General features: G+C 65.4%; 21 protein-coding genes. 11 read left to right on the top strand and 10 right to left on the bottom strand.

What is annotated here, in order from left to right; genetic code table 11:
• Window positions 1-176: 176 nt before the first annotated feature.
• Window positions 177-2,030 (top strand): phosphoenolpyruvate carboxykinase (GTP), encoded by a 1,854-nt coding sequence (locus MFF62_RS17195; protein WP_238264323.1) that lies wholly within the window; start codon window positions 177-179, stop codon window positions 2,028-2,030.
• Between the two features lie 223 nt (window positions 2,031-2,253).
• Here MFF62_RS17195 and MFF62_RS17200 read toward each other — a convergent pair whose 3' ends face one another.
• The 5 genes from MFF62_RS17200 to MFF62_RS17220 form a co-directional block, all read right to left on the bottom strand.
• A complete protein-coding gene (locus MFF62_RS17200; protein WP_238264324.1) occupies window positions 2,254-4,176 on the bottom strand; it encodes a TRAP transporter large permease in 1,923 nt (640 codons plus the stop codon).
• Window positions 4,173-4,802, bottom strand: a complete 630-nt coding sequence (locus MFF62_RS17205) for a TRAP transporter small permease subunit (protein WP_238264325.1) — start codon at window positions 4,800-4,802, stop codon at window positions 4,173-4,175. Before MFF62_RS17205 ends, MFF62_RS17200 begins: the two co-directional genes overlap by 4 nt.
• Before the next feature lie 74 nt (window positions 4,803-4,876).
• Window positions 4,877-6,025 (bottom strand): TRAP transporter substrate-binding protein, encoded by a 1,149-nt coding sequence (locus MFF62_RS17210; protein ID WP_238264326.1) that lies wholly within the window; start codon window positions 6,023-6,025, stop codon window positions 4,877-4,879.
• A 294-nt stretch (window positions 6,026-6,319) separates the two neighbouring features.
• Entirely contained in the window at window positions 6,320-7,009 is a 690-nt protein-coding gene (locus MFF62_RS17215; RefSeq protein ID WP_238264327.1) for a response regulator, read from the bottom strand.
• Complete coding sequence (locus MFF62_RS17220; RefSeq protein WP_238264328.1) at window positions 7,006-8,388, bottom strand: cache domain-containing protein; 1,383 nt, start codon at window positions 8,386-8,388, stop codon at window positions 7,006-7,008. The genes MFF62_RS17215 and MFF62_RS17220 overlap by 4 nt, the downstream gene beginning before the upstream one ends.
• Before the next feature lie 381 nt (window positions 8,389-8,769).
• Between MFF62_RS17220 and MFF62_RS17225 the strand changes: the two genes are divergently transcribed.
• The 3 genes from MFF62_RS17225 (at window position 8,770) to MFF62_RS17235 (ending at window position 11,732) form a co-directional block, all read left to right on the top strand.
• Window positions 8,770-10,845, top strand: coding sequence for a carbon starvation CstA family protein (locus tag MFF62_RS17225; protein ID WP_238264329.1), 2,076 nt, complete (start codon window positions 8,770-8,772; stop codon window positions 10,843-10,845).
• 16 nt (window positions 10,846-10,861) lie between these two features.
• Window positions 10,862-11,056, top strand: a complete 195-nt coding sequence (locus MFF62_RS17230; protein WP_238264330.1) for a YbdD/YjiX family protein — start codon at window positions 10,862-10,864, stop codon at window positions 11,054-11,056.
• 241 nt (window positions 11,057-11,297) lie between these two features.
• Window positions 11,298-11,732, top strand: a complete 435-nt coding sequence (locus tag MFF62_RS17235; protein WP_238264331.1) for a hypothetical protein — start codon at window positions 11,298-11,300, stop codon at window positions 11,730-11,732.
• A gap of 128 nt (window positions 11,733-11,860) precedes the next feature.
• Here MFF62_RS17235 and MFF62_RS17240 read toward each other — a convergent pair whose 3' ends face one another.
• Window positions 11,861-12,109 (bottom strand): hypothetical protein, encoded by a 249-nt coding sequence (locus tag MFF62_RS17240; protein ID WP_238264332.1) that lies wholly within the window; start codon window positions 12,107-12,109, stop codon window positions 11,861-11,863.
• A 190-nt stretch (window positions 12,110-12,299) separates the two neighbouring features.
• Between MFF62_RS17240 and MFF62_RS17245 the strand changes: the two genes are divergently transcribed.
• The gene (locus MFF62_RS17245) at window positions 12,300-13,223 is read left to right on the top strand and encodes a LysR family transcriptional regulator (protein ID WP_238264333.1); all 924 of its coding nucleotides are present in this window, start codon (window positions 12,300-12,302) and stop codon (window positions 13,221-13,223) included.
• A gap of 57 nt (window positions 13,224-13,280) precedes the next feature.
• On the opposite strand, the gene MFF62_RS17250 is transcribed toward MFF62_RS17245, so the two are convergent.
• The 4 genes from MFF62_RS17250 to MFF62_RS17265 form a co-directional block, all read right to left on the bottom strand.
• On the bottom strand, window positions 13,281-15,962 hold the full coding sequence (locus MFF62_RS17250) for a DNA topoisomerase III (protein ID WP_238264334.1): 2,682 nt from the start codon (window positions 15,960-15,962) through the stop codon (window positions 13,281-13,283).
• 158 nt (window positions 15,963-16,120) lie between these two features.
• The gene (locus MFF62_RS17255; RefSeq protein WP_238264335.1) at window positions 16,121-16,528 is read right to left on the bottom strand and encodes a thioredoxin family protein; all 408 of its coding nucleotides are present in this window, start codon (window positions 16,526-16,528) and stop codon (window positions 16,121-16,123) included.
• 36 nt (window positions 16,529-16,564) lie between these two features.
• Window positions 16,565-17,680: a DNA-processing protein DprA gene (dprA, locus tag MFF62_RS17260; protein ID WP_238264336.1), complete on the bottom strand. Its 1,116-nt coding sequence runs from the start codon at window positions 17,678-17,680 to the stop codon at window positions 16,565-16,567.
• A 41-nt stretch (window positions 17,681-17,721) separates the two neighbouring features.
• On the bottom strand, window positions 17,722-18,897 hold the full coding sequence (locus tag MFF62_RS17265; RefSeq protein ID WP_238264337.1) for a LysM peptidoglycan-binding domain-containing protein: 1,176 nt from the start codon (window positions 18,895-18,897) through the stop codon (window positions 17,722-17,724).
• A 163-nt stretch (window positions 18,898-19,060) separates the two neighbouring features.
• On the opposite strand from MFF62_RS17265, the gene def reads away from it, so the two are divergent.
• The 6 genes from def to MFF62_RS17295 all read left to right on the top strand — a co-directional run bounded on the left by def (window position 19,061) and on the right by MFF62_RS17295 (window position 26,535).
• Complete coding sequence (gene def, locus MFF62_RS17270) at window positions 19,061-19,567, top strand: peptide deformylase (RefSeq protein ID WP_238264397.1); 507 nt, start codon at window positions 19,061-19,063, stop codon at window positions 19,565-19,567.
• A gap of 114 nt (window positions 19,568-19,681) precedes the next feature.
• Complete coding sequence (gene fmt, locus MFF62_RS17275) at window positions 19,682-20,686, top strand: methionyl-tRNA formyltransferase (RefSeq protein WP_238264338.1); 1,005 nt, start codon at window positions 19,682-19,684, stop codon at window positions 20,684-20,686.
• A 134-nt stretch (window positions 20,687-20,820) separates the two neighbouring features.
• Window positions 20,821-21,681, top strand: coding sequence for a zinc metalloprotease HtpX (gene htpX, locus MFF62_RS17280; RefSeq protein ID WP_238264339.1), 861 nt, complete (start codon window positions 20,821-20,823; stop codon window positions 21,679-21,681).
• 173 nt (window positions 21,682-21,854) lie between these two features.
• Window positions 21,855-23,228, top strand: coding sequence for a 16S rRNA (cytosine(967)-C(5))-methyltransferase RsmB (rsmB, locus tag MFF62_RS17285; RefSeq protein ID WP_238264340.1), 1,374 nt, complete (start codon window positions 21,855-21,857; stop codon window positions 23,226-23,228).
• Window positions 23,229-23,239: 11 nt separating this feature from the next.
• Window positions 23,240-24,073 carry a DUF4390 domain-containing protein gene (locus MFF62_RS17290; protein ID WP_238264341.1) on the top strand — a complete coding sequence of 278 codons (834 nt, stop codon included), beginning with the start codon at window positions 23,240-23,242 and terminating at the stop codon, window positions 24,071-24,073.
• Window positions 24,070-26,535 carry a sensor histidine kinase gene (locus tag MFF62_RS17295; RefSeq protein WP_238264342.1) on the top strand — a complete coding sequence of 822 codons (2,466 nt, stop codon included), beginning with the start codon at window positions 24,070-24,072 and terminating at the stop codon, window positions 26,533-26,535. Before MFF62_RS17290 ends, MFF62_RS17295 begins: the two co-directional genes overlap by 4 nt.
• The last annotated feature ends 45 nt before the right edge of the window (window positions 26,536-26,580 follow it).

The raw sequence follows: 26,580 nt of genomic DNA on the forward strand, positions 1-26,580 counted from the left end.
GCGACCATTTGCGCGGATTCGGTCGTCGCCGAGTTGTAACGGGATGTGACGGTCATCCGGCGAGTGCGCCATGCCCAACGCGGGCAAGCTCACCCGCCTGATCCGCCTTTCCCCGCAAGACCCGGCAGGCGCCGAGATCGGACAAGATAGGTTTCCCTTTTGCTTTGGAGCAGTCAATGAACCACCCCACAATGCAAGGTACTCCGGCACTGAACGTGCCGGCCTGGGTAAAGAACCAGAAACTGGTCGCCTGGGTTGCGGAAGTTGCCGCCCTGACCAAGCCCGACCAGATCTACTGGTGCGATGGCTCGCAGGAAGAATATGACCGGCTGTGCGAGCTGATGGTGTCCGCCGGCACCATGCAGCGCCTGAACCCGGCCAAGCGCAAGAACTCGTTCCTGGCCCTGTCGGACCCGTCCGACGTGGCGCGCGTGGAAGACCGTACCTTCATCTGCTCCGAGAAGAAGGAAGACGCGGGCCCCAACAACAACTGGATCGTCCCGGCCGAAATGCGCACCACGCTGAGCGGCCTGTTCGATGGCTGCATGCGCGGCCGCACGCTGTACGTGGTGCCGTTCTCGATGGGCCCGCTGGGTTCGCCGATCGCCCACATTGGCGTGGAACTGTCCGATTCGCCTTACGTGGCCGTGAACATGCGCATCATGACCCGCATGGGTCGCGCCGTGTACGACGTGCTGGGCACCGAGGGCGAGTTCGTGCCGTGCGTGCACACCGTGGGCAAGCCGTTGGCTGCCGGCGAGAAGGACGTGCCGTGGCCGTGCAATCCCACCAAGTACATCGTGCACTTCCCGGAATCGCGCGAGATCTGGTCGTTCGGTTCGGGTTACGGCGGCAACGCGCTGCTGGGCAAGAAGTGCTTCGCACTGCGTATCGCGTCGACGATGGGCCGTGACGAAGGCTGGCTGGCCGAGCACATGCTGATCCTAGGCGTGACCTCGCCGGAAGGCAAGAAGTACCACGTGGCCGCCGCGTTCCCGTCGGCCTGCGGCAAGACCAATTTCGCCATGCTGATCCCGCCCAAGGGCTTCGACGGCTGGAAGGTCACCACCATCGGCGACGACATCGCCTGGATCAAGCCGGGCAGCGACGGCCGCCTGTACGCGATCAACCCTGAAGCCGGTTACTTCGGCGTGGCCCCGGGCACGAGCGAGAAGACCAACTTCAACGCCATGGCGACGCTCAAGGAAAACGTCATCTTCACCAACGTGGCCCTGACCGACGACGGCGACGTGTGGTGGGAAGGCATGACCAAGGAAGCTCCGGCCCACCTGGTGGACTGGCAGGGCAAGGACTGGACGCCCGCCATCGCCAAGGAAACCGGCGCCAAGGCCGCCCACCCAAACGCACGCTTCACGGCACCGGCATCGCAGTGCCCGTCGATCGACGACAACTGGGACAACCCGGCTGGCGTGGCCATCGACGCGTTCATCTTCGGCGGCCGCCGCAGCACCACCGTGCCGCTGGTGACCGAAGCCCGCAACTGGACCGAAGGCGTGTACATGGCCGCCACGATGGGTTCGGAAACCACCGCCGCCGCCGCTGGCCAGCAAGGCGTGGTGCGCCGCGACCCGTTCGCGATGCTGCCGTTCTGCGGCTACAACATGAGCGACTACTTCGGCCACTGGCTGGCACTGGGCCAGAAGCTGGAAGCATCGGGCGCCAAGCTGCCGAAGATCTACTGCGTCAACTGGTTCCGCAAGGATGCCGACGGCAACTTCGTGTGGCCGGGCTTTGGCGAGAACATGCGCGTGCTGTCGTGGATGATCGACCGCGTGGAAGGCCGTGGCCAAGGCGCCGAGCACGTGTTCGGCACGTCGCCGCGCTACACCGACCTGAACTGGGACGGCCTGTCGTTCACGGCCGAGCAGTTCGACCAAGTCACGTCCATCGACCAGGACGCCTGGCAGAAGGAACTGGCGCTGCACGACGAGCTGTTCACGCAGCTCAAGCACAACCTGCCGCAAGCTCTGGTGGAAACCAAGGCCGCACTGGCCAAGCGACTGGGCTAAGGCTCTTCGCAGGCAAGCAGGATCGAAACCGCCCGGCAAACGCCGGGCGGTTTTTTTTCGTCTGGTGATCGAGAGTTTCGCTCCCCTCTCCCACGCAAGTGGGAGAGGGGTTGGGGGAGAGGGCAACGAGGTTCTGCTTGCCGACGGGTGTCGCGATTGGAATCGCTGGCCCTCTCCCCCGGCCCCTCTCCCGCACGGCGGGAGAGGGGGAGAAACCAGCGTCTTACCGGTACAGCACCTCCGGCAGCCACAGCCCGATACCCGGGAAGATGTAGAGCAGCGCCAGCGCCACCAACTGGATGGCCATGAATGGCAGCATGCCGGCGAAGATCTGGTTCAGCGTGACGTGGGGCGGAGACACGCCCTTCAGGTAGAAGGCCGCCATGGCGACCGGGGGCGAGAGGAAGGCCGTCTGCAGGTTCAGCGCCACCAGCAGGCCGAAGAACAACGGGTCGATCCCGAAGTTGTCCAGCAACGGGATGAAGATCGGCATGAAGATGATGATGATCTCGGTCCATTCGAGCGGCCAGCCCAGCAGGAAGATGATGACCTGTGCCAGGATCATGAACTGCACCGGGGTGAGGTCCAGCGACAGCACCCAAGACTCCACCAGCGCCTGCCCGCCCAGCAGCGCGAAGGCCGCCGAGAAGATCGACGAGCCGACGAACAGCCAGCACACCATCGCGCTGGTCTTCACGGTCAGGAACACCGAATCGCGCACCACGCCGTAGTTGAGCTGGCCGTACGCCGCCGCCAGCAACGCGCCGCCCAGCGAACCCACTGCTGCGGCCTCGGTGGGCGTGGCCAGGCCGAACACGATCGATCCGAGTACGGCAAGGATCATCACCGCCAGCGGAAAGAACGACGACAGCAGCAGCTTGAACACCTCCAGCCGCGCGAAGTTGAAATACCAGTAGAACACCACGAGCCCCGCGGCCACCACGGCGAGCGTGATCCAGAACCAGATTGGTGCGGGCTGCGCGGGGGCATCGGCGGTGGAAGAGGGCGCGCTGGCGGCCGGCTTCACGTCCTGCGGCGTCGCCGGCTTGGGCGTAACAGTCGACGTATCCGAACCCAGCGGTGCCGGCGCATCGGTATCAGCCGGGGGTGCCTGCAGGTCGTCGAACGACTGCGGCGTGCCGCTGTCGAGCGTGGTACCCATCTCCACCAGTCCGCCGCCCGCGTCGACGGGCTTCGGCGCCGTTACTGCCGCGTACATCAGGCTCATCGCCACGGCCACCGCCAGCGCCGGCATCAACACCACGCTGAGCTGGCGCACCAGATAGCTTGCCGGCACGTCGACATTGCGTCGACCCTTGAATCCCATCAGCAGCGCGGGCAAGGCACGCGTGCTGACATGATCGTGCAGCATGGCGGCGAACTTCGACAGCGGGATGACCCGCTCTTCCGCCGGCAATGGCGGTGCCAGCGACGGCTTGAGTTTGGCAATGATGATGGCGTAGAGGATGTAGAGACCGGCCAGCATCAGCCCCGGAAAGAACGCGCCCGCATAGAGCTGCACCACCGACACGCCCGCCGTGGCGCCGTACACGATCAGAAGCACCGACGGCGGAATCAGAATGCCCAGGCAGCCGCCGGCCGTCACCGCGCCGGCCGACAACTGCGTGCTGTACCCCGCCCGCAGCATGGCCGGAAACGCCAACAGTCCCATCAGCGTCACCACTGCGCCGACGATGCCGGTGGCCGTGGCAAACACCGCGCACGTGATCAGCGTGGCCACGGCCAGCGAGCCCGGCAACCACGCCAGCGCAAGGTGCAGGCTGCGGAACAGCTTCTCGATCAGGTTCGCGCGTTCGACCAGGTATCCCATGAAGACGAACAGCGGGATGGAGATCAGCACGTCGTTGGTCATCACCGCATAGGCGCGCTGCACCATCAGGTCCAGCGTCTGCTCCACGGCGATGCTGGGGTCCGCGTGCCGGTATGCCAGCCACGCGAACAGCACGCCCATACCCATCAGCGTGAATGCCGTGGGAAAGCCGAGCATGATCGCCACCACGATCAGCGCCAGCATCAGCAGCCCGAGATGGCCGTTGGTCCAGTCGGCCGGCGCGGGCATGAACCCGATCACGGCGCCGACGATCAGCACCATCAGCGAAATGCCGAACCAGAGTTCCTTTCTCACGGCGTTGGCTCCTTGATCTTCGGCATTGGCGCCGTGGCCGCCTCGGGCTGAAGCGGATCGTCCTTGCCCACCATCTGCTTGAGCTTGTCGACGTCGACTTCCTCGACGTCACCTTCGCGCAGCGGCCAGTGACCGGTGCCCAGGCACACCACGCAGCGCGCCAGTTCGGCCACGCCCTGCAGCAGCAGCAGCGCGCCGGCCACCGGAATCACGGCCTTGAACGGATAGATAGGCGGGCCATCGGCGGCAATCGACGAATGCTCGTTTTGCGCCAGCGAGACCTCGAAGAAATCGATGCCCGCCCACGCCAGCGCGATCACGCCGGGGAAGAAGAACAGCAGGTACAGCACCAGGTCGATGGCAGCCTGCGCGCGCGGCGACAGGAAGCCGTAGAGGATGTCGCCGCGCACGTGTCCGCGCTTGGCCAGCGTGTAGGCGCCGCCCAGCATGAACAACGCGCCGTAGAGCATGTTGCTGGCGTCGAACACCCAGGCGTGCGGCGTGCCCAGCGCGTAGCGCGAGAACACCTCGTAGCTGATCATCAGCGTCAGGCCGATGATCAGCCACGCGGCCGCCTGTCCCACGAACGTGCTGATGCGGTCGATGCCCAGCAGCAGTCTTTGCACGAGCGTGCTCCGGTTTGGGTCAGTAGGTCAGTGCTTCAATGCGTCAGCGCGTCAGCCGGGCAATGCAGCGGTGCCTAGGCCTTCTTGGTCGAGAAGTAGTACGAAGACGCCATCCGGTAGTCGACGTTGGTGTCGTTCTGCCAGCGTGTGCTGCGCTGGGCAAACGCCTTCATCGAGTCGTTGACCTTCTTGAACATCGGGTTCTCTTTTTCCTTGCGCGCCACGATCTCGTCCCAGATCTTGAGCTGCGCCTGCAGCACCGAATTGGGCGTGGCGTAGAACTTCACGCCCTGCTCCTGCAACGACTGGTAGTCCTTCGAATAGCGGTCGATGGCCTTGGTCGACATCTCGGCGGAACTGGCGTCCACCGCGTTGCCGATCAGCGCGCGCAGCTTCGGGGGCAGGGCGTTGTAGCGCTTGCGATTGAACAGGATCTCGAACTGCTCCGAGCACTGGTGGAAGCTGCGCAGCATGCAGACCTTCGACACATCCTGGAACCCCAGCGCGCGATCGGAGCTGGCGTTGTTGAACTCGGCGGCATCCAGCAGGCCACGGTCCAGTGCCGGCACGATCTCGGCGCCCGGCAGTGCGTTCACGGCGGCCCCGAGCCCGGTGAAGATGTCGATCGACAAACCCACCGTGCGGAATTTCAGGCCCTTGAAGTCCTCTGGCTTGGTGATGGGCTTCTTGAACCAGCCGAGCGGCTGCGTGGGCATCGGGCCGTAGAGGAACGACACCACGTCCAGGTTCAGGCTCTTGTAGATCTCTTCCTGCAGTTCCTTGCCGCCGCCGAACCTGTGCCACGCCAGCAGCATGTTTGGGTCCATGCCCCAGGCCGGGCCCGATCCCCACAGCGCCAGCGCCGAGTTCTTGCCGTACCAGTACGCAATCACGCCATGGCCGCCGTCGAGCGTGCCCTTGCTGACCGCGTCGATCAGGTCGAACGCCTTGACCACGGCACCCGCCGGCAGCAGCTCGATTTTGAGCTCGCCGCCCGACATGTCGTTGACCTTCTTGACGAAGTCACCGGCAAATTCGTGAAAGATGTCCTTGGTTGGCCACGTGCTCTGCCACCGCATGGTGATGGGCCCCTGGGCCTTGACGATGGCCGGGAAGCCCATCGTTGCGGCACCGGCCGCCGCCACGGCGCCACCGCCAATGAATCCCCGTCGCGAAACCTTGCTCTCGGCACCGTTAGTGCCGTCCTTGCGCCTTGCTGCCATGACCGTCTCCCCTTGTGTTGGACGAACCCACGAACAACCACTGCACGGCTGCCACAGGCACGCGCGGGCTTCACAAAGCCGGTGCGGCCGACGGGCAAAAGCAAAAACGGAAAAAGGAAGGATGCAATGCGGGGCCTTGGTGCGCCCAGGCTCCGCGGTGTCCGGCGCGAAAGAAGCGCGTACCGGACATTTACAGACAGGCGTGTGGCCACTCAGTTGTCTTGATCTTAGGAAGAGCGGATCACGTCAACAATGTAGGGGAAACCCGATTTGAACGCCGGTTCGCCTGGCGGACTAGGCTGGATCGCGCTCGATGCCCAGTTGCTGCACTGCGTACTTCACCAGCTCGGCACGGCCTTCGATGCCCAGCTTGCGCTTGAGATTCAGGCGATGCGTCTCCACGGTGCGCACCGACACGCCCAGCCGCGCCGCGATGTCCTTGTTGGAATGGCCGCGTCCGATGCCGTGCAGGATGTCGCGCTCGCGCGGCGTCAGCGCGTCGACCGGGCTGATGGCCTGTTCGGCCATGCCGCGTGCAATGCGCGCGCTGTAGAACACGCGGCCGGCCAGCACCGCCTGGATGGCCGCCATCAGCTCGTCGGCCGGCGCGTCCTTGAGTACGTAGCCGCGCGCGCCGGCACGGATTGCCTGGCGCACATATTCGAGGTTGTCGTGCATCGACACGATCAGCACCGCCACCTCCGGATACTTGTCGTGCAGCGCGCCCGCCAGCGCGATGCCGCCCATGCCGCGCATGCCGATATCGGTAATCACCAGTTCCGGCAGGTTGGATGCACCTGCCCTGGCCAGCCACGTCAGCGCGGCCTCGCCGCCGTCGGCGTCGCCCACCACTTCCAGCCCGGGCTGCAGCGACAGGTGCATGCGCATGCCGTCGCGCACCAGCGCGTGGTCGTCCACCAGCAGGACACGGGCCGTGGCGCCCGGAGAAGGAATGACGGGGTCGTCGTCGTGCGAAACGGTCATGAAAGCGGAAGTTCGGAAGGGGTTTTGATCATCGGCAGCTCCGCCACGAGCCGCGTGCCCGACGGCATCGACACGATGTCGAACTGCCCGCCCAGCGCGGCCATGCGCTCGCGCAGATTGCGCAGGCCAATGCCGCGCTGCGGGTCGAGCTGCATGCGGGCCACGTCGAAGCCGGTGCCGTTGTCACGCACGGTCAGGCGCGTGGCCGATGGAGAAAATTCGAGTTCGACGTTCACGCGCGTGGCATGCGCGTGGCGCTCGACGTTGGTCAGCGCCTCCTGCGCGATGCGAAACAGCGCCGTCGCCTGTTCATCGGCCAGCGCGCGGGGCTGGCCGGTCTGCGAGACCTCCACCTGCAGCGCGCTGTCAGCCTGCATCTCGCGCCCCAGGTGCTGCAGTGCCGCAAGCAGGCCCAGGTCGTCGAGCAGGGCGGGGCGCAGGTTGCGCGCCACGCGTCGTACTTCGTTGAAAGCGGAATCGAGCCGGTTCAGCGCCATGCCCAGCACAGGCGCCACCGCCGCAGCATCTGCAGGCGCCAGGCGCAGCCGGTTGGCGGCGGTTTCCATCACCAGCTTCACTGACACCAGCAACTGCCCGATACCGTCGTGCAGCTCGCGCGACAGCCGCGCGCGTTCTTCTTCCTGCGACTGCACCACGCGCTGCGCCAGTTGCCGCAGCTTGGCATCGGCCTCGCGGTGTTCGCTGATGTTCAGCGCCAGCCCGCTGGCCGCCACCAGCAGGATACTCACCGCCGCGATCACGCCGATCCAGGCCATGGTTTCGCGGATATCGGTCTCGGCACGTGCGTCGAGCTGGCGTAGCGTCTGCTCTACGTCGTCCAGGTAGATGCCGGTGCCGATCATCCAGTTCCAACCCGGCACGGCCACCACGTAGCCCAGCTTGGGCACCGTCTGCTTCGACGACGGCTTCTGCCACATGTAGCGCACCGATCCACCGCCCGACTTGGCCGCAGCCACGAGTTTCTGGATCGTCAGTGCGCCTTGCGGATCACGCATGAGCCACAGGTCCTGTCCCACCAGTTCGGGCTGGCGCGGATGCATCAGATTCCGACCTTGCAGGTCATAGAGGAAGAAGTAGCCGTCCGGCCCGTAGTCGAGCCGCGCCAGCGCCTCCATGGCGGCCTGGCGCGTTGCCTCATCGGTCTTGCCCGAGCGCACCATCGGCGCGATGGCGCTTTCGGCCAGATCTACGTAGTGGCGCAGCTCGGTTTCCTTGCTCTGCAGGTACGCGGCCTCCACCAGAACGCGTTCGTGGCGGACCAGCGCAGTGGCCTGATAGCGCACGGCCAGGGCGATGCCAAGCATCGCGACAGCCAGGGGCGCCACGGCAAGCAAAAGTATCTTTTGGCGGAGTTTCATCTGAACCGGGGGTAAACACCGATGCCGGGAAGGCCGCGTGAAATCGTCGGCCTACGTATTACTACGCACGGGTGTTGCGTAGTTTCGCGCTTGTGCCGACATGGGCGGGTGTCAATACTACACGCCGGATTACGCTAGGGCCTTGCCTGCCGCGCAATTCCGAAGCAGCAGGTGCATCTTCGATCGGCATTTTTCTTGCTCGGCGATGCACTGCCCGCCTGCACGACAAGACCGGTTCCAGACGAGAACAGACCGGACGCCGAGACATCCCGGAGACCACCTTTCCGCGCGAAACGTCGCTGGCGCCATCCGGCACCGCCCCGCTGCCCGGGCTCCCTGTCGCCGCAGGTTTTATCAGCCGGTCTGAGGAGACCCTTCAAAATGAATCGCATCGGACAACACCTGTTGTGGCTGGCCGTCGCCGTACTCGGCGCGTTTGCCTTCGCCACTGTCGCGCTGTCGCGCGGTGAAGCCGTCAGCGCACTGTGGATCGTGGTTGCCGCGCTCTGCATCTACCTGATCGCCTACCGCTACTACAGCCGCTTCATCGCCGACAAGGTGATGCAGCTCGACCCCAAACGCATGACGCCCGCGTGGCGCCACAACGACGGCCTGGACTACGTGCCGACCAACAAGGCGGTGCTGTTTGGCCACCACTTTGCCGCCATCGCTGGCGCCGGGCCGCTGGTTGGCCCCGTGCTGGCCGCGCAGATGGGCTACATGCCCGGCATGCTGTGGATCCTGGCCGGCGTGGTGTTTGCCGGCGCGGTGCAGGACTTCATGATCCTGTTCATCTCCACGCGCCGCGACGGCCGTTCGCTGGGCGACCTGGTGAAGTCCGAGATGGGCACCGTGCCCGGCCTGATCGCGCTGTTCGGCTGCTTCATGATCATGATCATCATCCTGGCGGTGCTGGCGCTGATCGTGGTGAAGGCACTGGCCGGATCGCCGTGGGGCACGTTCACCGTGGCGGTGACCATCCCCATCGCGCTGTTCATGGGTATCTACACGCGCTACATCCGCCCGGGCCGTATCGGCGAGGTGTCGGTGATCGGCTTCGTGCTGCTGATGCTGGCCATCATTGGCGGCCAGTACGTGCATGAAAGCGCCGTGCTGGCGCCGCTGTTCACGTACGACGGCAAGGCGCTGACGTGGATGCTGATCATCTACGGCTTCATCGCCGCCGTGCTGCCCGTGTGGCTGCTGCTGGCACCGCGCGACTACCTGTCGACCTTCCTGAAGATCGGCACCATCATCGCGCTGGCCATCGGCATCCTGATCGTGGCACCGGAACTGAAGATGCCGGCGTTCACGCAGTTCGCCCAGGGCAATGGCCCGGTGTGGTCGGGCAACCTGTTCCCGTTCCTCTTCATCACCATCGCCTGCGGCGCGGTATCGGGCTTCCACGCGCTGATCTCGTCGGGCACCACGCCCAAGCTGCTGGAAAACGAAAGCCACGCGCGCTTCATCGGCTACGGCGCGATGCTGGCCGAGTCGTTCGTCGCCATCATGGCCCTGGTGGCCGCATCGGTGATCGAACCTGGCGTGTACTTCGCGATGAACAGCCCGGCAGCCGTGATCGGCACCACGCCGGAAGCCGTGGCGGCCACCGTGTCGACCTGGGGCTTCGTGATCACGCCTGACGTGCTGATCCAGACCGCCAAGGACGTTGGCGAAAACACGATCATCTCGCGTGCCGGTGGCGCGCCGACGCTGGCCGTGGGTATCGCGCACATCCTGCATCAGGTGGTGGGCGGCCAGGCCATGATGGCGTTCTGGTACCACTTCGCCATCCTGTTCGAGGCACTGTTCATCCTGACCGCCGTCGACGCGGGCACCCGTGCCGGCCGCTTCATGCTGCAGGATCTGCTGGGCAGCTTCGTGCCGGCCCTGAAGAAGACCGACTCGCTGCCGGCCAACCTGATCGCCACCGCGCTGACCGTGGCGGCCTGGGGCTACTTCCTGTACCAGGGCGTAGTGGATCCGCTGGGCGGCATCAACACGCTGTGGCCGCTGTTCGGCATCTCCAACCAGATGCTGGCTGCCGTGGCGCTGGTGCTGGGCACGTGCGTGCTGGTCAAGATGAAGCGCGGCCAGTACGCCTGGGTAACGCTGCTGCCCACCTGCTGGCTGCTGATCTGCACGCTGACCGCCGGCTGGCAGAAGCTGTTCGACGCCGACCCCAAGGTCAGCTTCTTGACGCACGCCGCCAAGTTCAGCGCCGCGATTGCCGAAGGCAAGGTGCTGGCACCGGCCAAGTCGATGGAACAGATGCACCGCATCGTGTTCAACGACTACCTGGACGCCGGCCTGTGCGCGTTGTTCATGTTCGTGGTGCTGTCGATCGTGTTCTATGGTTTCAAGACGGCCATGGCGGCGCGCAACGAAGCCCGGCGCACCGATAGCGAAACGCCGTTCGAACCGATGCCGGCGCAAGCCTCGGCCGCTTCGCACTAACCACAAGGAGCCACACATGCTGGACCAGATCGGAACCATGGGACGTTACCTGGGTCAGTCGCTGCGGCTGATGGTCGGCCTGCCCGACTACCAGACCTACGTGGCCCACATGGAAACCACCCACCCGGACCGCGCGCCCATGACGTACGAGGAATTCTTCCGCGAACGCCAGGAGGCGCGCTACGGCGGCGGGCAGGGCAAGTGCTGCTAAGCACCGGCTCAGCCCTATGAAAGCGGCCCTGCGGGGCCGCTTTTTTCATGCCCGCTTTTCATGCGCGTTTGGGCGGGGCATTTGTGACGGATAATTGCGCGCTGTTGCGCCGAAACGTCGTTTTTTAATGCTTCGATACCGTTTCTGCAGCGGGTTACAGCACCTCACAACTGGTTACAGCAAGGGTAGGGCTCGTTCTCTACACTCCGGTTCCAGATACACACCACATAAGGAAAATACGATGTCGCGTCATCTCCGCAACCTGACTCTGGCTCTTGCCCTCTCGGCGGCTGCACTGCCGGCGTTTGCAGGAGGCGATTTGAACAATGCACTCGGCGGTGGCCTGGGCGGCGTGGCTGGTGCCGCCGTGGGTGGCGCACTGGGCGGCAGCACGGGCGCCGTGATCGGCGGTGCCGTGGGCGGTGGCGCCGGCGGCGCCCTGACGTCGAACCGTCGCGAACGCACGGGTGCCATCATCGGTGGCGCACTGGGCGGCGGTGCCGGTACGGCAGCCGGCAACGCCATGGGCGGCCGGACGGGCGGCCTGGTCGGCGCCGGCCTGGGTGGCGCCGCAGGTGCGGCCCTGGGCGGCAACGTGTCGCGCAGCAATTCGTACGACGATGACCGCCGCTACTACAAGCGCAGCAAGCATCGCCGTCACCACCATCACGACTAAGTCTTACCCTGCAATGCAAAACGGGCCTTCTGGCCCGTTTTCTTTTGGTGGTCCGGCTGGGATTACCCAATAAAAAACCCGTACCGTTTGGTACGGGTTTTAGCTTGCCGGACTGCCTGGCTTCTCGATCAGAGCTTGGCGCCGTCGCTGTAGACGTCGAACGAGCGGGCACCGTCGGTGAACGAGTCGTACTTGCCAGCCTTAGCGCCATCGGTGAACGTGTCGAACTTGCCGCCCTTGGCGCCGTCGGTGTACGGGTCGAAGCGGGTGGCCTTGGCGCCGTCCGAATACGGGTCGAAGTTGCCGATCTTGGCAAACGCGGGAGCGGCCGACAGGGCGGCGGTCAGGGCAACGATCAGGGCGATTTGGCGCTTCATGGCGAATCCTTCACTTTTTTGCTTGGGATGCCGGGAAATCGAACTTTGCTGCGTCGCGGCATCGGATAAGCGGATATTAGGCATTCCCCTGATATGAATAAATATTCGCCTCCACAATGATTGATTGTGGTTTCAACAATAAACTACCCGTATCGTGTAAAAGTTCACGACGGAAGCGGGAGACTATGTCATGGATCGGCTGCAATCGATGCGCGTCTTCGCCAAGGTGGTCGAGCTTGGCAGCTTCGCCCGTGCGGCGCAGCAACTTGAAATGTCCAACGCCGTCGTCACGCGGTATGTGGCCGATCTGGAAAGCCATCTCGGCACCCGCCTGCTGAACCGCACCACGCGCAGCCTGTCGCTGACCGATGCCGGCGAGACCTATCTGCAGCGCTGCGCCCAGATCCTGGAAGACGTCGAAGAGGCAGAATCGATCGTCACCGCGCGCAGCCAGTCGCTGGCCGGCACCTTGCGACTGGTGGCCCCTGTCATGTTCGGCCTGCACCTGCTACCCCAGACGCTAGAGCGCTTCCACAAGCTCTATCCCGAAGTGGTGTTCGACGTGCAGTTGTCAGACCGCATGATCGATATCGTCGAGGAAGGGCGCGATGTCGGCGTCATGCTTTCCGACCTGGGACTCGGCTCGCACCTGGTGGCCCGCCCGTTGATTTCGGCGGAGATCGTCCTGTGCGCGTCGCCGGGCTATCTGCGCGAGCATCCGCCCCTGCGCACCGCGCACGACCTGACCCAACATCGTGCCATCGCCATGCGCCTGCCGACGGCCGAGCACGAATGGACGCTGTCTGGCCCGGAAGGGGAGGTGACCGTCCCGATCCGCCCCGGCCTGCTGTGCAGCAACGCCGAGCTTGCCCACCAGGCTGCCCTGGCCAACATGGGCATCGCTATGCTGTCGTCGTACCTGGCCCGGCCCAATATCGAGGCGGGCCGGCTGATGCACATCCTGCCGCAGTACCAGCTACCGCGCCGCGACGTGAGCGTGGTCTATCCCAGCCGCAAGTTCTTGCCGACCAAGGTACGCGCCTTTATCGATTTCCTTCTGGAAGAAGGCAAGCAGCGCGCGGGCGATTCGGTCGCCAAGGCCGTCAGCAAATAAAAATGGCGAGGCAGATGCCTCGCCATTTTGCTTCCAGAGCCCGAGGGCTGTAAGCAATTACTCTTCCGCTTCAGCCGTCTGCTTGGGAGTCGCGCGCGGCTTCTTGGCTGCCGTCTTTGCCGCTGTCTTCGTCGCGGCCTTCTTCGCTGGCGCTTTCTTGGCGGCGACCTTCTTGGCTGCAGTCTTGGCCGGCGCGGCTTCCGCTTCCTTCTCTGTCGACTTGGCGGCCGACTTTGCCGCTGCCGTCTTCGACGCCGGCTTCGCTCCCGCCTTCGGCTCGCGTGCCTCGAACTCGAAGCCGATCTTGCCGTCGGGCTGCTTCACTAGGAACGCCTTGAAGTTACGGCCCGTGCGCGACGACTTGAAGCCCGTCAGCAGGTCGGTCTTGCCGGCGGTCAGCAGCTTGCCGATCTGCTCGCGCGAGATCTCCTGCTGCAGGATGATCTTGCCGGTCGTGAAGTCGCAGGTCTTCTCGCTGCCCACGGCGTTCTCGCAGACGTACTTCATGCCGTGCTCGTAGACCGAGCCATTGCATTTCGGGCAGTGGCCCACCGGCGTCTGCTCGCTGAAGTCCACCGGCTCGTCGTCGTCTTCGTCGTTCTGGCCGAAGTCGAACTCCATCTTCCAGTGGCCTTCATCGTCCTTGGCCAGCTTCAGGATGGCCGCGAACGGGCGGCCCATCTTGCTGCGGAAGCCCTGCAACGGACCGATTTCCTTCTTCAGCAGCAGTTCCTCGACTTCCGCGATCTCGAACTGGCGTCCGCCCGGAATCTTGCTGATCGAGAACTCGCACGCCGTACAGGCAAAGCGCCGGTAGTTTTCCTTGACCTGGCCGCCGCACTGCGGACACGGCGTGTCCAGCGTAGCGTAGTCACCGGGGATCGTGTCGCTGTCGTATTCCTTGGCGCGCTTGACGATCTGCTGCGTCATCTGCGCAATCTCGCGCATGAATTCGTCACGCTTCAGGCGACCGCGCTCGATCTGCGACAGCTTGTGTTCCCACTCGCCGGTCAGCTCGGCCTGCGTCAGTTCCAGCACCCCCAGCCCGCGCAGCAGCGTCATCAGCTGGAACGCCTTGGCGGTAGGAATCAGCTCGCGGCCTTCGCGCACCAGGTACTTTTCAGTCAGCAAACCTTCGATGATGGCCGCGCGCGTAGCAGGCGTACCCAGGCCCTTGCCGGCCATCGCCTCGCGCAGCGCGTCGTCGTCCACGAGCTTGCCGGCGCCTTCCATGGCTGACAGCAGCGTGGCTTCGTTGTAGCGTGCGGGCGGGCGTGTGGTCAGCCCGACGGACTCCACCTTGTCGGTCTTGACGCGCTCGTCCTTCTGCACCGGTACCAGGTTGGCGTCCTTGTCGTCCTTGCCCTGCGCCTCGCGGCCGTAGATCACGAGCCAGCCCGGGTTGACCAGCACCTTGCCTTCGGTCTTGAAGTGATGGCCCGCTACCTCGGTGATGCGCGTGGTGACCTGGAATTCGGCGGCCGGGAAGAACACGGCCAGGAAGCGGCGCACGACCAGGTCGTACAGCTTCTGTTCCGGTTCGGACAGGTTCTTCGGCGCCTGCAGCGTCGGGATGATGGCGAAGTGGTCGCTGATCTTGCTGTTGTCGAAGATCTTCTTGTTCGGCTTCACCCAGCCCTGCGCCAGGATCTTCTTCGCATGCGTCAGGTAGTTCGGCGAGCTGTCGGCCAGCATGTCCATGGTCTGCTTGACCGTGTCCACGTAGTCCTCCGGCAGCGCGCGGGCGTCGGTACGCGGGTACGTCAGCACCTTGTGCTTTTCGTACAGTGCCTGCGCCAGGCCCAGCGTGTTCTTGGCCGAGAAGCCGAAGCGCGAGTTGGCCTCGCGCTGCAGCGTGGTCAGGTCGAACAGGGCCGGCGACTGTTGCGTGGACGGCCTGGATTCCTCGGAGACCGTACCCGGCTTGTCGCGGCAGGCGGCCACGATGCTCTTGGCTTCGGCCTCGCTCCACAGGCGCGATTCGCGCGCCTCGGGATCGAACTCGTTCTTCTTGAACTTCGGGTCGTACCAGCGGCCTTCGTACAGGCCCGCGGCGGCGATGAACTCGGCGCGCACTTCCCAGTAGTCGCGCGGCACGAAGTGTTTGATCTTCTCCTCGCGCTCCACCACGATCGACAGCGTCGGGGTCTGCACCCGGCCCACGGTCGTCAGGAAGAAGCCACCGCCCTTGCTGTTGAACGCCGTCATGGCGCGCGTGCCGTTGATACCGACCAGCCAGTCGGCCTCGGAACGGCAGCGGGCGGCATCGGCCAGCGGCATCATTTCCTCGTCCTCGCGCAGCGCGGCAAACCCGTCGCGGATCGCTTGCGGGGTCATCGACTGCAGCCACAGGCGGCGCACAGGCTGCTTCGCCTTGGCCTGCTGGGCGATCAGCCGGAAAATCAGTTCGCCTTCGCGCCCCGCGTCACAGGCGTTGACCAGCGCGGTCACATCCTTGCGCTTGATCAGGCGATTGAGCACCTTCAGGCGCGATTCGGTCTTGGCGATCGGGCGCAGGTCGAAGTGCGGCGGGATCACGGGCAGGTTGGTGAAGCTCCACTTGCCGCGCTTGACCTCGTATTCGTCGGGCGCCGCGATTTCCACCAGGTGGCCAACCGCCGAGGACAGCACGTAGTCGTCGCTCTCGTAGTACTCGTCGTGCTTGGCAAAGCCCCCGAGGGCGCGCGCAATGTCGGCGGCGACCGAAGGCTTTTCAGCGATGATGAGGGCTTTAGACATTCAACGGGTCCTTGTGGCGCCACTCCCGGAAGGGCAGTGCGCGCCTCTTGAAATTCACAGCAAACTATGTAAACAGCAGGCCTGGGCTTTGAGGCGCCAATAATAAGCGCGGTTCCGAGGGGCGTGCAAGCAAACGCCACCGCACGGGCTGACCGCGCTCAATCGTTGCCGGTCACCTCACCAAGCAGCCAGGACAGCACTTCTGGCGTCTCCGATGCCGGCGGCGACACCGCCCCGCCACGCATCAGCATCCGCTCCAGCACATCCAGGTGGGGCAGCACGGTTCCGTAAAACTGCGGCGCGCCTCCGGCAATGGGCTGAATCAATACAGTAGGAAAGTTTTCGATGTCGATGTCCTCTCCCAGATAGTCAGAGTGGGTTTCGACGTCGATCCAAACGAAACAGTCGTCCGGATAGCGTGCCGCCAACGCCGCAAAGCCAGGAAGGTACTCCTTGCACGTCCCGCACCATTCGGCGCAAAGACATGCCACCAGCCGGCCCTTGGGACGGACACGGAGCGCCTGACGCAGCACGTCGGCGTTCTGCTCGGGGAAGTAAACGGCCATTCGATTCGAAAAATGAGGCTAAGGCGATACCGCGGATCATGCCAGACGCCGGAAGCGGTTGCCTGGCAGCCGCTCGGCCGTGCCTGCCAGTTCCATCTGCAACAGCTCGGCCGACACCGCTTCGGCCGCCATGCCGGTGCGCTCGCACAACGCATCGAGCGTGACAGGATCATAGGCGAGCGCGGCCGCCAGGGCATCGTCGGCCACAGGCACGGGGCTGGCAGGCGCCTTGCCGGCCGTCCCAGCGGCGGGCGCCAGATCGGAAAATTCCTCGAACACGTCGGCCGGCGACTCCACCAGCTTGGCCCCCTGGCGAATGAGCTTGTGGCAACCACGGGACAGCTCCGCATGGATCGAACCCGGAATGGCAAACACCTCGCGCCCGATTTCCGACGCCAGCCGGGCCGTGATCAGCGACCCGGATCGCTCGGCGGCCTCGACCACCAGCACGCCGCGCGCCAGCGCCGCGATGATGCGGTTGCGGCGCGGAAAATGGTTCGGCAGGCCCGGCGTGCCAAGCGGAAACTCGCTGACGATGGCGCCGCCGGCATCGACGATCTGGTGCGCCAGCTTGTGATGCTGCGCCGGATAGACGATGTCCACGCCGGTGCCGACCACCGCGACGGTGCCACCCGGGCCCGTCAGCGCGGCCGCATGCGCGGCGGCGTCGATGCCAAGGGCCAGGCCCGACACCACGGTCATTCCCGCATCGGAAAAGGCTGACGAGAATGCCTGCGCGTTGCGAAGTCCCTGCTCGGTGGCATGGCGCGCGCCGACGATGCCCAGCGACCACGTCGCCAGACGTCCCGCATTGCCGTTGACGTAGAGCAAGAGCGGCGGGTCGGCCAGATCGAGCAGGCGAGCCGGATAGGCGGCGTCCGCCATCGTCACCAGATGGTGGTTCGGCGCTTCAAGCCACTGGAGGGTACGAGCGATGCGGGCAGCCACCTCGGCGTCGGGCGGCGCTGCCAGCGCGCGTGCGGCGGCAGGCTCCGGGGCGTCGCGCAGCCGCGCCACGTCGAGCGCCAGCACCGCCTGCGGCAGCCCGAAGGCGGCAAGCAGGCGGCGGCCGGCCTGAGCGGAAACACCCGGCGTTGCCGTCAGGCGTACCCAGGCAGCCACATCGGCTGGGTCGCGAGTCGATTCGGTCATCGGAACACTGCAGCGCGTGCCCGTGGGCACGCACTCACCGGTTACTGCGGCGTGGTGGCGAGGTCGCCCACCTTCATCACGCTGTTCGCATCGGTGACCAGCGCATAGGCGATGCCCGGGAAGACGCGATAGACGTAGGCCAGGCCATAACGGTCATCGGGCAACGTGATGTTGCGATTGCCGTCGGTCGGGTCCTTCACCACGCCACCCACGCGCGACAGCGCCAGCACGTGTCCCGGCTCCAGGCCGGCGTTGGCGCCCAGGTTCAGCACCACTACCTGCTTGGCGCCGCCAAACTGGACACCGCCGTAGACGGCCGCGATGTGTGCCTGGATATCGCCATCCGGTGCATGCGGTACGTAACGCACCAGTTCGCGCGCCGGCTGCGGCAGCAGCAGCGAACCCGCGCCCATTTCCTGCGGCGACTGGGTTGCCTGCACCGTCGTGACGGCGTCCGGGCCTTCGGGGCCACGGGTCACGCGCACGCTGCCCTGGTACTGGGCTTCATAACCGATCACTTCGTTGCTGACCGGATCGCGAACCGGCAGGGCAGGCTTGAATGCCTGCCAGTCGCTGCCGACCGAGGCCTCGGTCTGGCCGATGCCGCGCACGAACCCGGTATCGCCGCGGCCCATGTAGACGCGCGCATCGGACAACGCCACGATGCGGGCCGACGTGTCGACCGCGTCCTTTTCAACGACCAGCGGACGCTTCAGGAACGGCTCGATATCGGATGCCGGAATGCTCAGGATGGCGTCACCATCGGCGCCGTCGCCCCGCACGCGCGGCGACAGGCGGGTATCGCCACGTGCGCCCCCCGGCGCCGTGGTCGACAGGTAGGCGCGGCCATCGCGCTGAACCAGGTACAGGATCTGGCCCGGATAGATCAGGTGCGGATTGCGAACCTGCTGGCGGTTCATGCCCCACAGCGCTGGCCAGCGCCACGGCTGGCGCAGATACTGGCCCGAAATGCCCCACAGCGTGTCGCCCGAGCGTACCGTGTACTGGCTGGGCGCATTCGGCGCGAGTTCGGAAACGGGGATACCCTGCTGGGCCGTTGCATCGGCCTGGGCAACCTGCGCCGCCGAGACATTCAGATCGGCGGCCTGGACGGCCATGGCAGCTCCGGCTGTGACGCCGGAGACACATAGCATGGCGAGGGTGAACGCGTGCAGCCTGCGGCCCGACGCCGCCTGTTCTTTGGTAAGATCGCGCATTTTCCTGAACCGGTCGGGAGAACGACCGGATTGACCCTAGGTAGAGCGTGCCTGCTGCGGCGCGCCTTGAATTTTTGTACTAGCGCCCCGATTCTGCATGGAAACCCCGGACGCCGCAACGCGGTCGGGCAGTGGACAGCAACCGGCGTTGCGCCTGAGCATCATGGCCAAACTCGACATCCTCACCTACCCCGATCCTCGCCTGCACAATGTGGCCGCGCCCGTGGCGGTGGTGGACGACCGCATTCGCCAACTGGTCCGTGATATGGCCGAAACCATGTACGACGCGCCCGGTATCGGCCTGGCCGCCACGCAAGTGGATGTGCACGAGCGCGTGATCACCATCGACGTGTCCGAGACGCGCGACGAGCTGATGGTGTTCATCAACCCGGAAATCGTCTGGGCCAGCGACAACCGCAAGGTCTGGGAAGAGGGCTGCCTGTCGGTGCCGGAAGTCTACGACCGCGTGGAGCGCCCGGACCGCGTCAAGGTACGTGCCCTCAACGAGAAGGGCGAAACGTTCGAACTCGATGCCGACGATCTGCTGGCTGTATGTATACAGCACGAGATCGACCACCTGAACGGCAAGGTCTTCGTGGAATACCTGTCGCCGCTCAAGCTCAACCGCATCAAGAGCAAGCTGCAGAAGCGCGTGCGCGCTCGCATGTAAGGATGTAACAGTGGCGTGCCACGCGGGTGGCCTCTGCTATCGTTACAGCTTCCGAAGATTGTCACGTACCGGCCGCTATGCGGCCGGTGTCGTTTTTACCCGTGGATTTTCGCCATGACTCAAGCCCAGCCACTGCGCGTCGCGTTTGCCGGCACCCCCGAATTTGCGCGCGTTGCCCTTGAGGCCATCCACGCCGCCGGATTTCCGGTGGTGGCCGTCCTGACCCAGCCCGACCGGCCCGCCGGCCGTGGCATGCAACTGCAAGCCAGCCCGGTCAAGCAGTTCGCCCTGGAAGCGGGCCTGGGCCCCGTGCTGCAGCCGCGCTCGCTGCGCCGCAACGGCAAGTATCCCGAGGAAGCCGGCGCCGCCGTGGACACGCTGGCCCAGATCGCGCCCGATGTGATGGTGGTGGCCGCCTACGGCCTGATCCTGCCGGTCGAAGTACTCGATCTGCCGCGCTTTGGGTGCCTGAACATCCATGCCTCGCTGTTACCGCGCTGGCGCGGCGCCGCGCCGATCCATCGCGCCATCGAGGCGGGCGACGCCGAAACGGGTATCACGCTGATGCAGATGGACGAGGGGCTCGACACGGGCGCCATGCTGTCGCGCGAAGCGGTGCCCATCGGCCCGCAGGACAGCACCGGCAGCCTGCACGACACGCTGGCCGCGCTGGGCGGCCGGATGATCGTCGACGCGCTGCGGCAACTTGCCGCCGGCCAGCCGCTGGAAGCCACGCCCCAGCCCGAGGCTGGCGTGACCTATGCCGAGAAGATCGCCAAGGACGAAGCCCCACTCGACCTGACGCGTCCGGCCGCGCAGCTGGCCAACCAGGTGCGCGCCTTCAACCCGTTTCCGGGCGCCACGATCCAGATTGGCGACATGGTCGTCAAATGCTGGCAGGCCCTGCCGCTGGCCGCCACGACCAGCCTGCCGCATCCGCCCGGCACCGTGCTCGCGGCCGATGCGACCGGCGTGATCATTGCCTGTGGCGATGGCAGCGCGCTCCAGGTGACCGAGCTGCAGAAGCCCGGCGGCCGCCGCCAACCGGCCCAGCAATTCCTGCAGGCGGTGCCGCTGCCGGCCGGCACACGGTGTCTGGTACCCGGCGCCCCTGCCTGAGCGCTTTATTCAGCACCCATCACGCTAAAACCCTGTCATCGGCATTGAATTTCCGCGGACCTGGACCTATCTAACGAACATCGCGTCCCGCAGGGGCGGGTACGCGCCCCAACGATCTCTCTGGAGACCAAACCATGTTCAACTGGGTCAAGACCTTCATGCTGATGGCAGCCATCACGGCGCTGTTCATCGTCATTGGCGGCATGATCGGCGGCCGCAGCGGCATGATGTTCGCGCTGCTGATCGCGCTTGGCATGAACTTCTTCTCCTACTGGTTCTCGGACAAGATGGTCCTGCGCATGTACAACGCGCAGGAAGTGGATGCCGGCAGCGCGCCGCAGTTCTACAACATGGTGCAGGAGCTGTCGCAGCGCGCCGGCCTGCCCATGCCGCGCGTGTACCTGATCAACGAGGACGCGCCGAACGCCTTTGCCACGGGCCGCAATCCCGAGCATGCGGCAGTGGCGGCCACCACGGGCATCCTGCGCGTGCTGTCCGACCGCGAACTGCGCGGCGTGATGGCCCACGAACTGGCACACGTGAAACACCGCGACATCCTGACGTCGACCATCGCCGCCACCATGGCCGGTGCCATCTCGGCGCTGGCCAACATGGCGATGTTCTTCGGCGGGCGCGACGCCAACGGCAACCGCAGCAATCCGATCGCCGGTATCGCCGTGGCCATCCTGGCGCCGCTGGCCGCTTCGCTGATCCAGATGGCGATCTCGCGTGCGCGCGAGTTCGAAGCCGACCGGGGTGGTGCCGAGATCAGCGGCGACCCGCAGGCACTGGCCAGCGCGCTGGACAAGATTCATCGCTATGCGCAGGGCATCCCGTTCCAGACCGCAGAAGAGCATCCGGCCACGGCGCAGATGATGATCATGAATCCGCTGTCGGGCGGGGGCATCGCCAACCTGTTCTCGACGCACCCAGCCACCGAGGAACGCATCGCCCGCCTGATGCACATGGCGCAGACGGGCAGCTATCCGGCCTGATGACTGGATTGTCCGGATCCGCCGCTTCGGACGGTTTGGCGGCGCGGCCGCCGACAACGGGTAAACTGCCCGCTGTGTCCCACAAACGGGACCGGCGGGCATTTTTGTACCCGCCGCTTGCCGACGCCACGGCGTCACCCCCTTCATTTTCATTGCCTGTCTGATTTTTCCGTATGCGCCTGCCTCACGAATCCCTTGCCTTCCAGATGCTCGGTGCCGCCGCGGCTGTTCGCGGCGTGCACGAAGGCGCGGCCCTGCCGCAGGCCATCGAGGACGTTGCCACGCACCTGCGGCTGGACCGCGTCCGCGACGCCGCCACACGCGGCGCCATCCAGGACCTGGCCTATCGCTCGGTGCGCCTGTTCGGCACCACGCGCGCGCTGGTCACGCAACTGGTGACGCGCCCGCCTGGCGCACTCGTCGATTCCCTGCTGGCCGTGGCACTGGCCCTGCTGATCGAAGGAGAGGAGGGCGACGGCAGCAAGGTGGGACGTGGCGGGTACTCGGATTTCACGGTGGTCGACCAGGCGGTCAGCGCGGCGGCATCGGAACCCAAGACTGCGCACGCGCGCGGGCTGGTGAATGCCGTGCTGCGCCGCTTCCTGCGTGAACGCAAGGCACTGATGCCGAAGGTCATGCAGGACGAGGAAGCGCGCTGGAACCTGCCGTCGTGGTGGCTCGCAGAACTGCGTCGTGCCTATCCGGACCAGTGGAAAGCGCTGGCCGAGAGCGTCAATGCACGGCCGCCGATGACCTTGCGTGTCAACACGCGCCGCATCTCGGTGCAGCAATACCTGACGGCCCTGGCCAATGCGGGCCTGGCGGGCGTGGCCGTGGGCGACCAGGCCGTGCGGCTGCATCGGGCATTTCCGGTCACGCAGATTCCCGGCTTTGCCGAGGGCGATGTCTCGGTGCAGGACGCCGGCGCGCAACTGGCCGCGCCGCTGTGCGAAGTTTCCGATGGCATGCGCGTGCTGGACGCCTGCGCGGCACCTGGTGGCAAGACCGGCCATCTGCTGGAACTGGCCGACATCCATGTGACGGCCGTGGAAAGCGACGCACAGCGCGCCGCGCGCATCCACGACAACCTGGCGCGGCTGGGACAGCGTGCCGAAGTGATCGTGGGCGATGCCAGCCGGCCGAAGGACTGGTGGGACGGCCAGCAGTTCGACCGCATCCTGGCCGACGTGCCGTGTTCCGCCTCGGGCATCGTGCGGCGCCATCCCGATATCCGCTGGCTACGCCGCGAGTCTGACGTGGCGAAGCTGATGACCGAGCAGCGCCGCATCGTTTCGCAGCTTTGGACGCTGCTGAAACCGGGCGGCATCCTGGTCTACGTGACCTGTTCTATTTTCCCAACGGAAGGCGAGGAGCAGGCGCTCTGGTTTGGTGCGCAGCTTCCAGATGCGATACGATTGCAGGCGCCGGGGCAACTGCTGCCCGGCAGCAAGGCGCCTGAAACAGCCGGCGGCGACATCGCCGGCAAGGCAAGCCTGCCGTCGGACCACGACGGCTTCTACTACGCCCGCTTTCAGAAACGCGCCTGACACTTCCACCAATGCCCAGCTCGCTGCGCCTGTTCGTCCTACGTGCCCCCGGCCGCGCGGTGCGCGGATGGCCGGCAGCACCATTGGCCGGCACGTGGGGCATCCTGCGCGCGTGGTACGCCGCTGCGTTGCTGCTGCTAGCGCTGCTGATACATGTGCCCCATGCTGGCGCACAGCTCATTGAAACCAACGACGCGCGCATCGAATTCCAGGATGGCGGATTCGAGCTGAACACGTCGTTCGACTTCGATCTGCCCCCCGCACTGGAAGACGCGCTGCACAAGGGTATCTCGCTGTATTTCGTCGTCGATTTCCAGTTGTCGCGCGCGCGCTGGTACTGGTTCGACGAAAAGCCCGTCAACACCACGCGTTCCGTGCGGCTGTCGTACCAACCTTTGACGCGCCAATATCGCGTGTCCACTGGTGGCCTGCAACTGCCGTTCAATCGCCTGAAGGGCGCGCTGCAGTTCATCCAGCAGGTACGGGGCTGGCGTGTTTTCGAACGCAAGGACGTGAAGCTCGGCGAGACCTATCATGCCGAGACGCGCATGCGCCTGGATCTGTCGCAATTGCCCAAGCCATTCCAGGTCAACGCCGTGAACACGCGCGAGTGGAACCTGTCATCCGAGTGGAAGCGCTTCAACTACACGGTGCCCACCAACCTGGACGCACCACCGCCGCCGCCCGCACCGCCGCCAGTGGCACCGCCGGCGCCGCCGGCCATGCCGGGGTCGGCGCCTTCCGCGGCATCGGCCGCCGCAGCAGAATCGCGGGCACCGTTCGCGCAGACCGTGTCGAACGTGCTCTCGCCTAGCCAACTGGTCCAGCCGGCCAGCCAGCCATGAACGGCAATCCATGGGACAGCAGGTTCCGCCGCGTGCTCTACCGCGTGGTGGTGGGCATCATCGTGTTCCTGGCGCTGGTGCTGGTGGGGCTGCTGGCCGGTGCGTCGGCCAACACCGAGTTCTTCGACCGCTATTTCACGCTGCTCTTCAAGGTCAACCTCGTCGTCGGAGTGTTGCTGGTCCTCACGGTTGGCGCGCTCGCGCTCACGCTGTGGGTCCGCTATCGGCGCGGCAAGTTCGGCACGCGGCTGATGAGCAAGCTGGCGGTGTTCTTTGGCGTGGTGGGCGTGTTGCCCGGCGTGCTGATCTACCTGGTGTCGCTGCAGTTCGTGTCGCGCAGTATCGAATCGTGGTTCGACGTGCGCGTGGAGAACGCGCTTGAAGCGGGGCTGAACCTGGGGCGGTCCACCATCGACAGCCAGCTTGCCGATCTGCAGGGCAAGGCACGGCTCATGGCCGACCAGCTCATGGGTGCGTCGGGCATGGCCACATCGCTGCAATTGAACCGCTTGCGCGAGCAATACGGCATTCAGGAAGCGGCGATCTTCACGGGCAGCGGCCGCGTGCTGGCCACGGCGTCCAGCAGCTACGCCGCGCTGGTGCCCGACATTCCGTCCGGCGTGCTGGCGGAACAGGCGCGCATGGCCGGTGGCTACGCCGCCGTGGAAGGCGGCACCGACCCGACGGGCGCCGATAAGGCACCGGTCACCATCGACAGCAGCCACCTGTACCGCATCCGCGTCATCATTCCGCTGGGCCCGGCGCCGGCGCCCTCAACGCCCGACGAAGCGGCGGCGGCTTCGGCCACCGCAGCGGCCGCGGCAGCACGGTCACGCTCGCGGCTGACACTGCCTGGCGGGCGCTGGGCCGGGTCGGGGCTGTCCGTCGAACGGCGCCCGGAAGACGCCCCGGCCACCGGTTTCGGTCTGGTGGGCGACACGGTGCGCGAAGAACGCTATCTGCAGGTGCTGCATCCCGTGCCGGCGGTGCTGGCGCGCAATGCCGACGAGGTTCAGCGCGCGTACCAGGAGTACCAGGAAAAAGCGCTGGGCCGTACCGGCCTGCGCAAGATGTACATCGGCACGCTCACGCTGACGCTGTTCCTGGCCGTGTTCATCGCCGTGATGCTGGCGCTGCTGCTGGGCGGCCAGCTGGCCCGGCCGCTGCTGATGCTGCTGCAGGGCACGAAGGAAGTGGCCGAAGGCGACCTCTCGCCCAAGCGCGAACTGAAGAGCCGCGACGAGCTGGGGCAACTGACCCAGCAGTTCAACCAGATGACACGGCAGCTTGCCGAGGCGCGCATCGCCGTGGAAGACAATCGGGTGGCGCTGGAGCAATCGAAGGCCTACCTGGAAAGCGTGCTGCAGAACCTGACCGCCGGCGTGCTGGTGTTCGATCTCCGCTTCACGCTGATCACGGCCAACCCCGGCGCCGAGCGCATCTTCCGCCAGCCGTTCGCGAGCGTGCTGGGGCAGCCCGTGGCGCAGATTCCGGGCATGGGCGACTTTGCAGATATCGTGCGCCAAGCGTTTGCCGAGCAGACCACGCGTGAGGTGCTGGGCGGCGCCCAGCACTGGCAGAAACAGATCGAACTGCCGCAAGGCGACGAGGAACAGCCGCTCACCTTGCTGGTGCGTGGTGCCCACCTGCCGGGCGGCAGCCGCGACGAGCCGGGCTATGTGGTGGTGTTCGATGATATTTCCGACGTGATTTCGGCCCAGCGCTCGGTGGCGTGGGGCGAGGTGGCGCGCCGGCTCGCGCACGAAATCAAGAATCCGCTGACGCCGATCCAGCTTTCCGCCGAGCGCCTGCAGATGAAGCTGTCGCCCAAACTGGAGCACGGCGATGCGGAAGTGCTAAAGCGTGGGGCCACCACGATCGTTAACCAGGTGGCGGCAATGAAACGCATGGTGGACGACTTCCGCGACTATGCGCGAACCCCGCCCGCTGTGATGCAGTCTCTGCCGTTGAATGGCCTGGTGGCAGAAGTCTTGCATCTGTACGGTATCGATGATCACGCCGTGCACGAACACCCGGTGATTCATGCGGCGCTGGGCTCGGATCTGCCTGAAATAAAGGGCGATCCGACGCAACTGCGCCAGGTGATCCACAACCTGCTGCAGAATGCGCAGGATGCGGCGGCAGATAACGTGGCGGCCGGTAGGGCGGCGCCCCATATCACTCTGCACACCGAGACTGTAGAATACAAAGATTCTGCCGGCGAAGACCGGCAAGCCGTCAAGTTGTCCATTGCGGACAATGGTCCCGGATTCGCACCACGTATCCTGAGTCGAGCGTTCGAACCGTATGTGACCACGAAAGCCAAGGGTACGGGTCTTGGGCTTGCGATGGTGAAAAAGATCATTGACGAACATGGCGCACGCATCGAACTGCGTAATCGCATGAACGGTACTGAGATCACGGGAGCCCAGATCTCGATCCTGTTTGTGAAACTGGCTTAGTCAATCTTGCGCGCCGGCGCCTCCGGTTAGCGCTGCGGTGGGGTT

The sequence above is a fragment of the Cupriavidus pauculus genome (assembly GCF_022179805.1).
Taxonomy (GTDB): domain Bacteria; phylum Pseudomonadota; class Gammaproteobacteria; order Burkholderiales; family Burkholderiaceae; genus Cupriavidus; species Cupriavidus pauculus_E.

Coding starts and splice junctions, on each gene's coding strand:
- MFF62_RS17195 (WP_238264323.1), top strand. CDS start 177: ATGAACCACCCCACAATGCAAGGTACTCCGGCACTGAACGTGCCGGCC.
- MFF62_RS17210 (WP_238264326.1), bottom strand. CDS start 6,025: ATGGCAGCAAGGCGCAAGGACGGCACTAACGGTGCCGAGAGCAAGGTT.
- MFF62_RS17215 (WP_238264327.1), bottom strand. CDS start 7,009: ATGACCGTTTCGCACGACGACGACCCCGTCATTCCTTCTCCGGGCGCC.
- MFF62_RS17220 (WP_238264328.1), bottom strand. CDS start 8,388: ATGAAACTCCGCCAAAAGATACTTTTGCTTGCCGTGGCGCCCCTGGCT.
- MFF62_RS17225 (WP_238264329.1), top strand. CDS start 8,770: ATGAATCGCATCGGACAACACCTGTTGTGGCTGGCCGTCGCCGTACTC.
- MFF62_RS17230 (WP_238264330.1), top strand. CDS start 10,862: ATGCTGGACCAGATCGGAACCATGGGACGTTACCTGGGTCAGTCGCTG.
- MFF62_RS17235 (WP_238264331.1), top strand. CDS start 11,298: ATGTCGCGTCATCTCCGCAACCTGACTCTGGCTCTTGCCCTCTCGGCG.
- MFF62_RS17240 (WP_238264332.1), bottom strand. CDS start 12,109: ATGAAGCGCCAAATCGCCCTGATCGTTGCCCTGACCGCCGCCCTGTCG.
- MFF62_RS17245 (WP_238264333.1), top strand. CDS start 12,300: ATGGATCGGCTGCAATCGATGCGCGTCTTCGCCAAGGTGGTCGAGCTT.
- MFF62_RS17250 (WP_238264334.1), bottom strand. CDS start 15,962: ATGTCTAAAGCCCTCATCATCGCTGAAAAGCCTTCGGTCGCCGCCGAC.
- MFF62_RS17255 (WP_238264335.1), bottom strand. CDS start 16,528: ATGGCCGTTTACTTCCCCGAGCAGAACGCCGACGTGCTGCGTCAGGCG.
- dprA (WP_238264336.1), bottom strand. CDS start 17,680: ATGACCGAATCGACTCGCGACCCAGCCGATGTGGCTGCCTGGGTACGC.
- MFF62_RS17265 (WP_238264337.1), bottom strand. CDS start 18,897: ATGCGCGATCTTACCAAAGAACAGGCGGCGTCGGGCCGCAGGCTGCAC.
- def (WP_238264397.1), top strand. CDS start 19,061: ATGGCCAAACTCGACATCCTCACCTACCCCGATCCTCGCCTGCACAAT.
- fmt (WP_238264338.1), top strand. CDS start 19,682: ATGACTCAAGCCCAGCCACTGCGCGTCGCGTTTGCCGGCACCCCCGAA.
- htpX (WP_238264339.1), top strand. CDS start 20,821: ATGTTCAACTGGGTCAAGACCTTCATGCTGATGGCAGCCATCACGGCG.
- rsmB (WP_238264340.1), top strand. CDS start 21,855: ATGCGCCTGCCTCACGAATCCCTTGCCTTCCAGATGCTCGGTGCCGCC.
- MFF62_RS17290 (WP_238264341.1), top strand. CDS start 23,240: ATGCCCAGCTCGCTGCGCCTGTTCGTCCTACGTGCCCCCGGCCGCGCG.
- MFF62_RS17295 (WP_238264342.1), top strand. CDS start 24,070: ATGAACGGCAATCCATGGGACAGCAGGTTCCGCCGCGTGCTCTACCGC.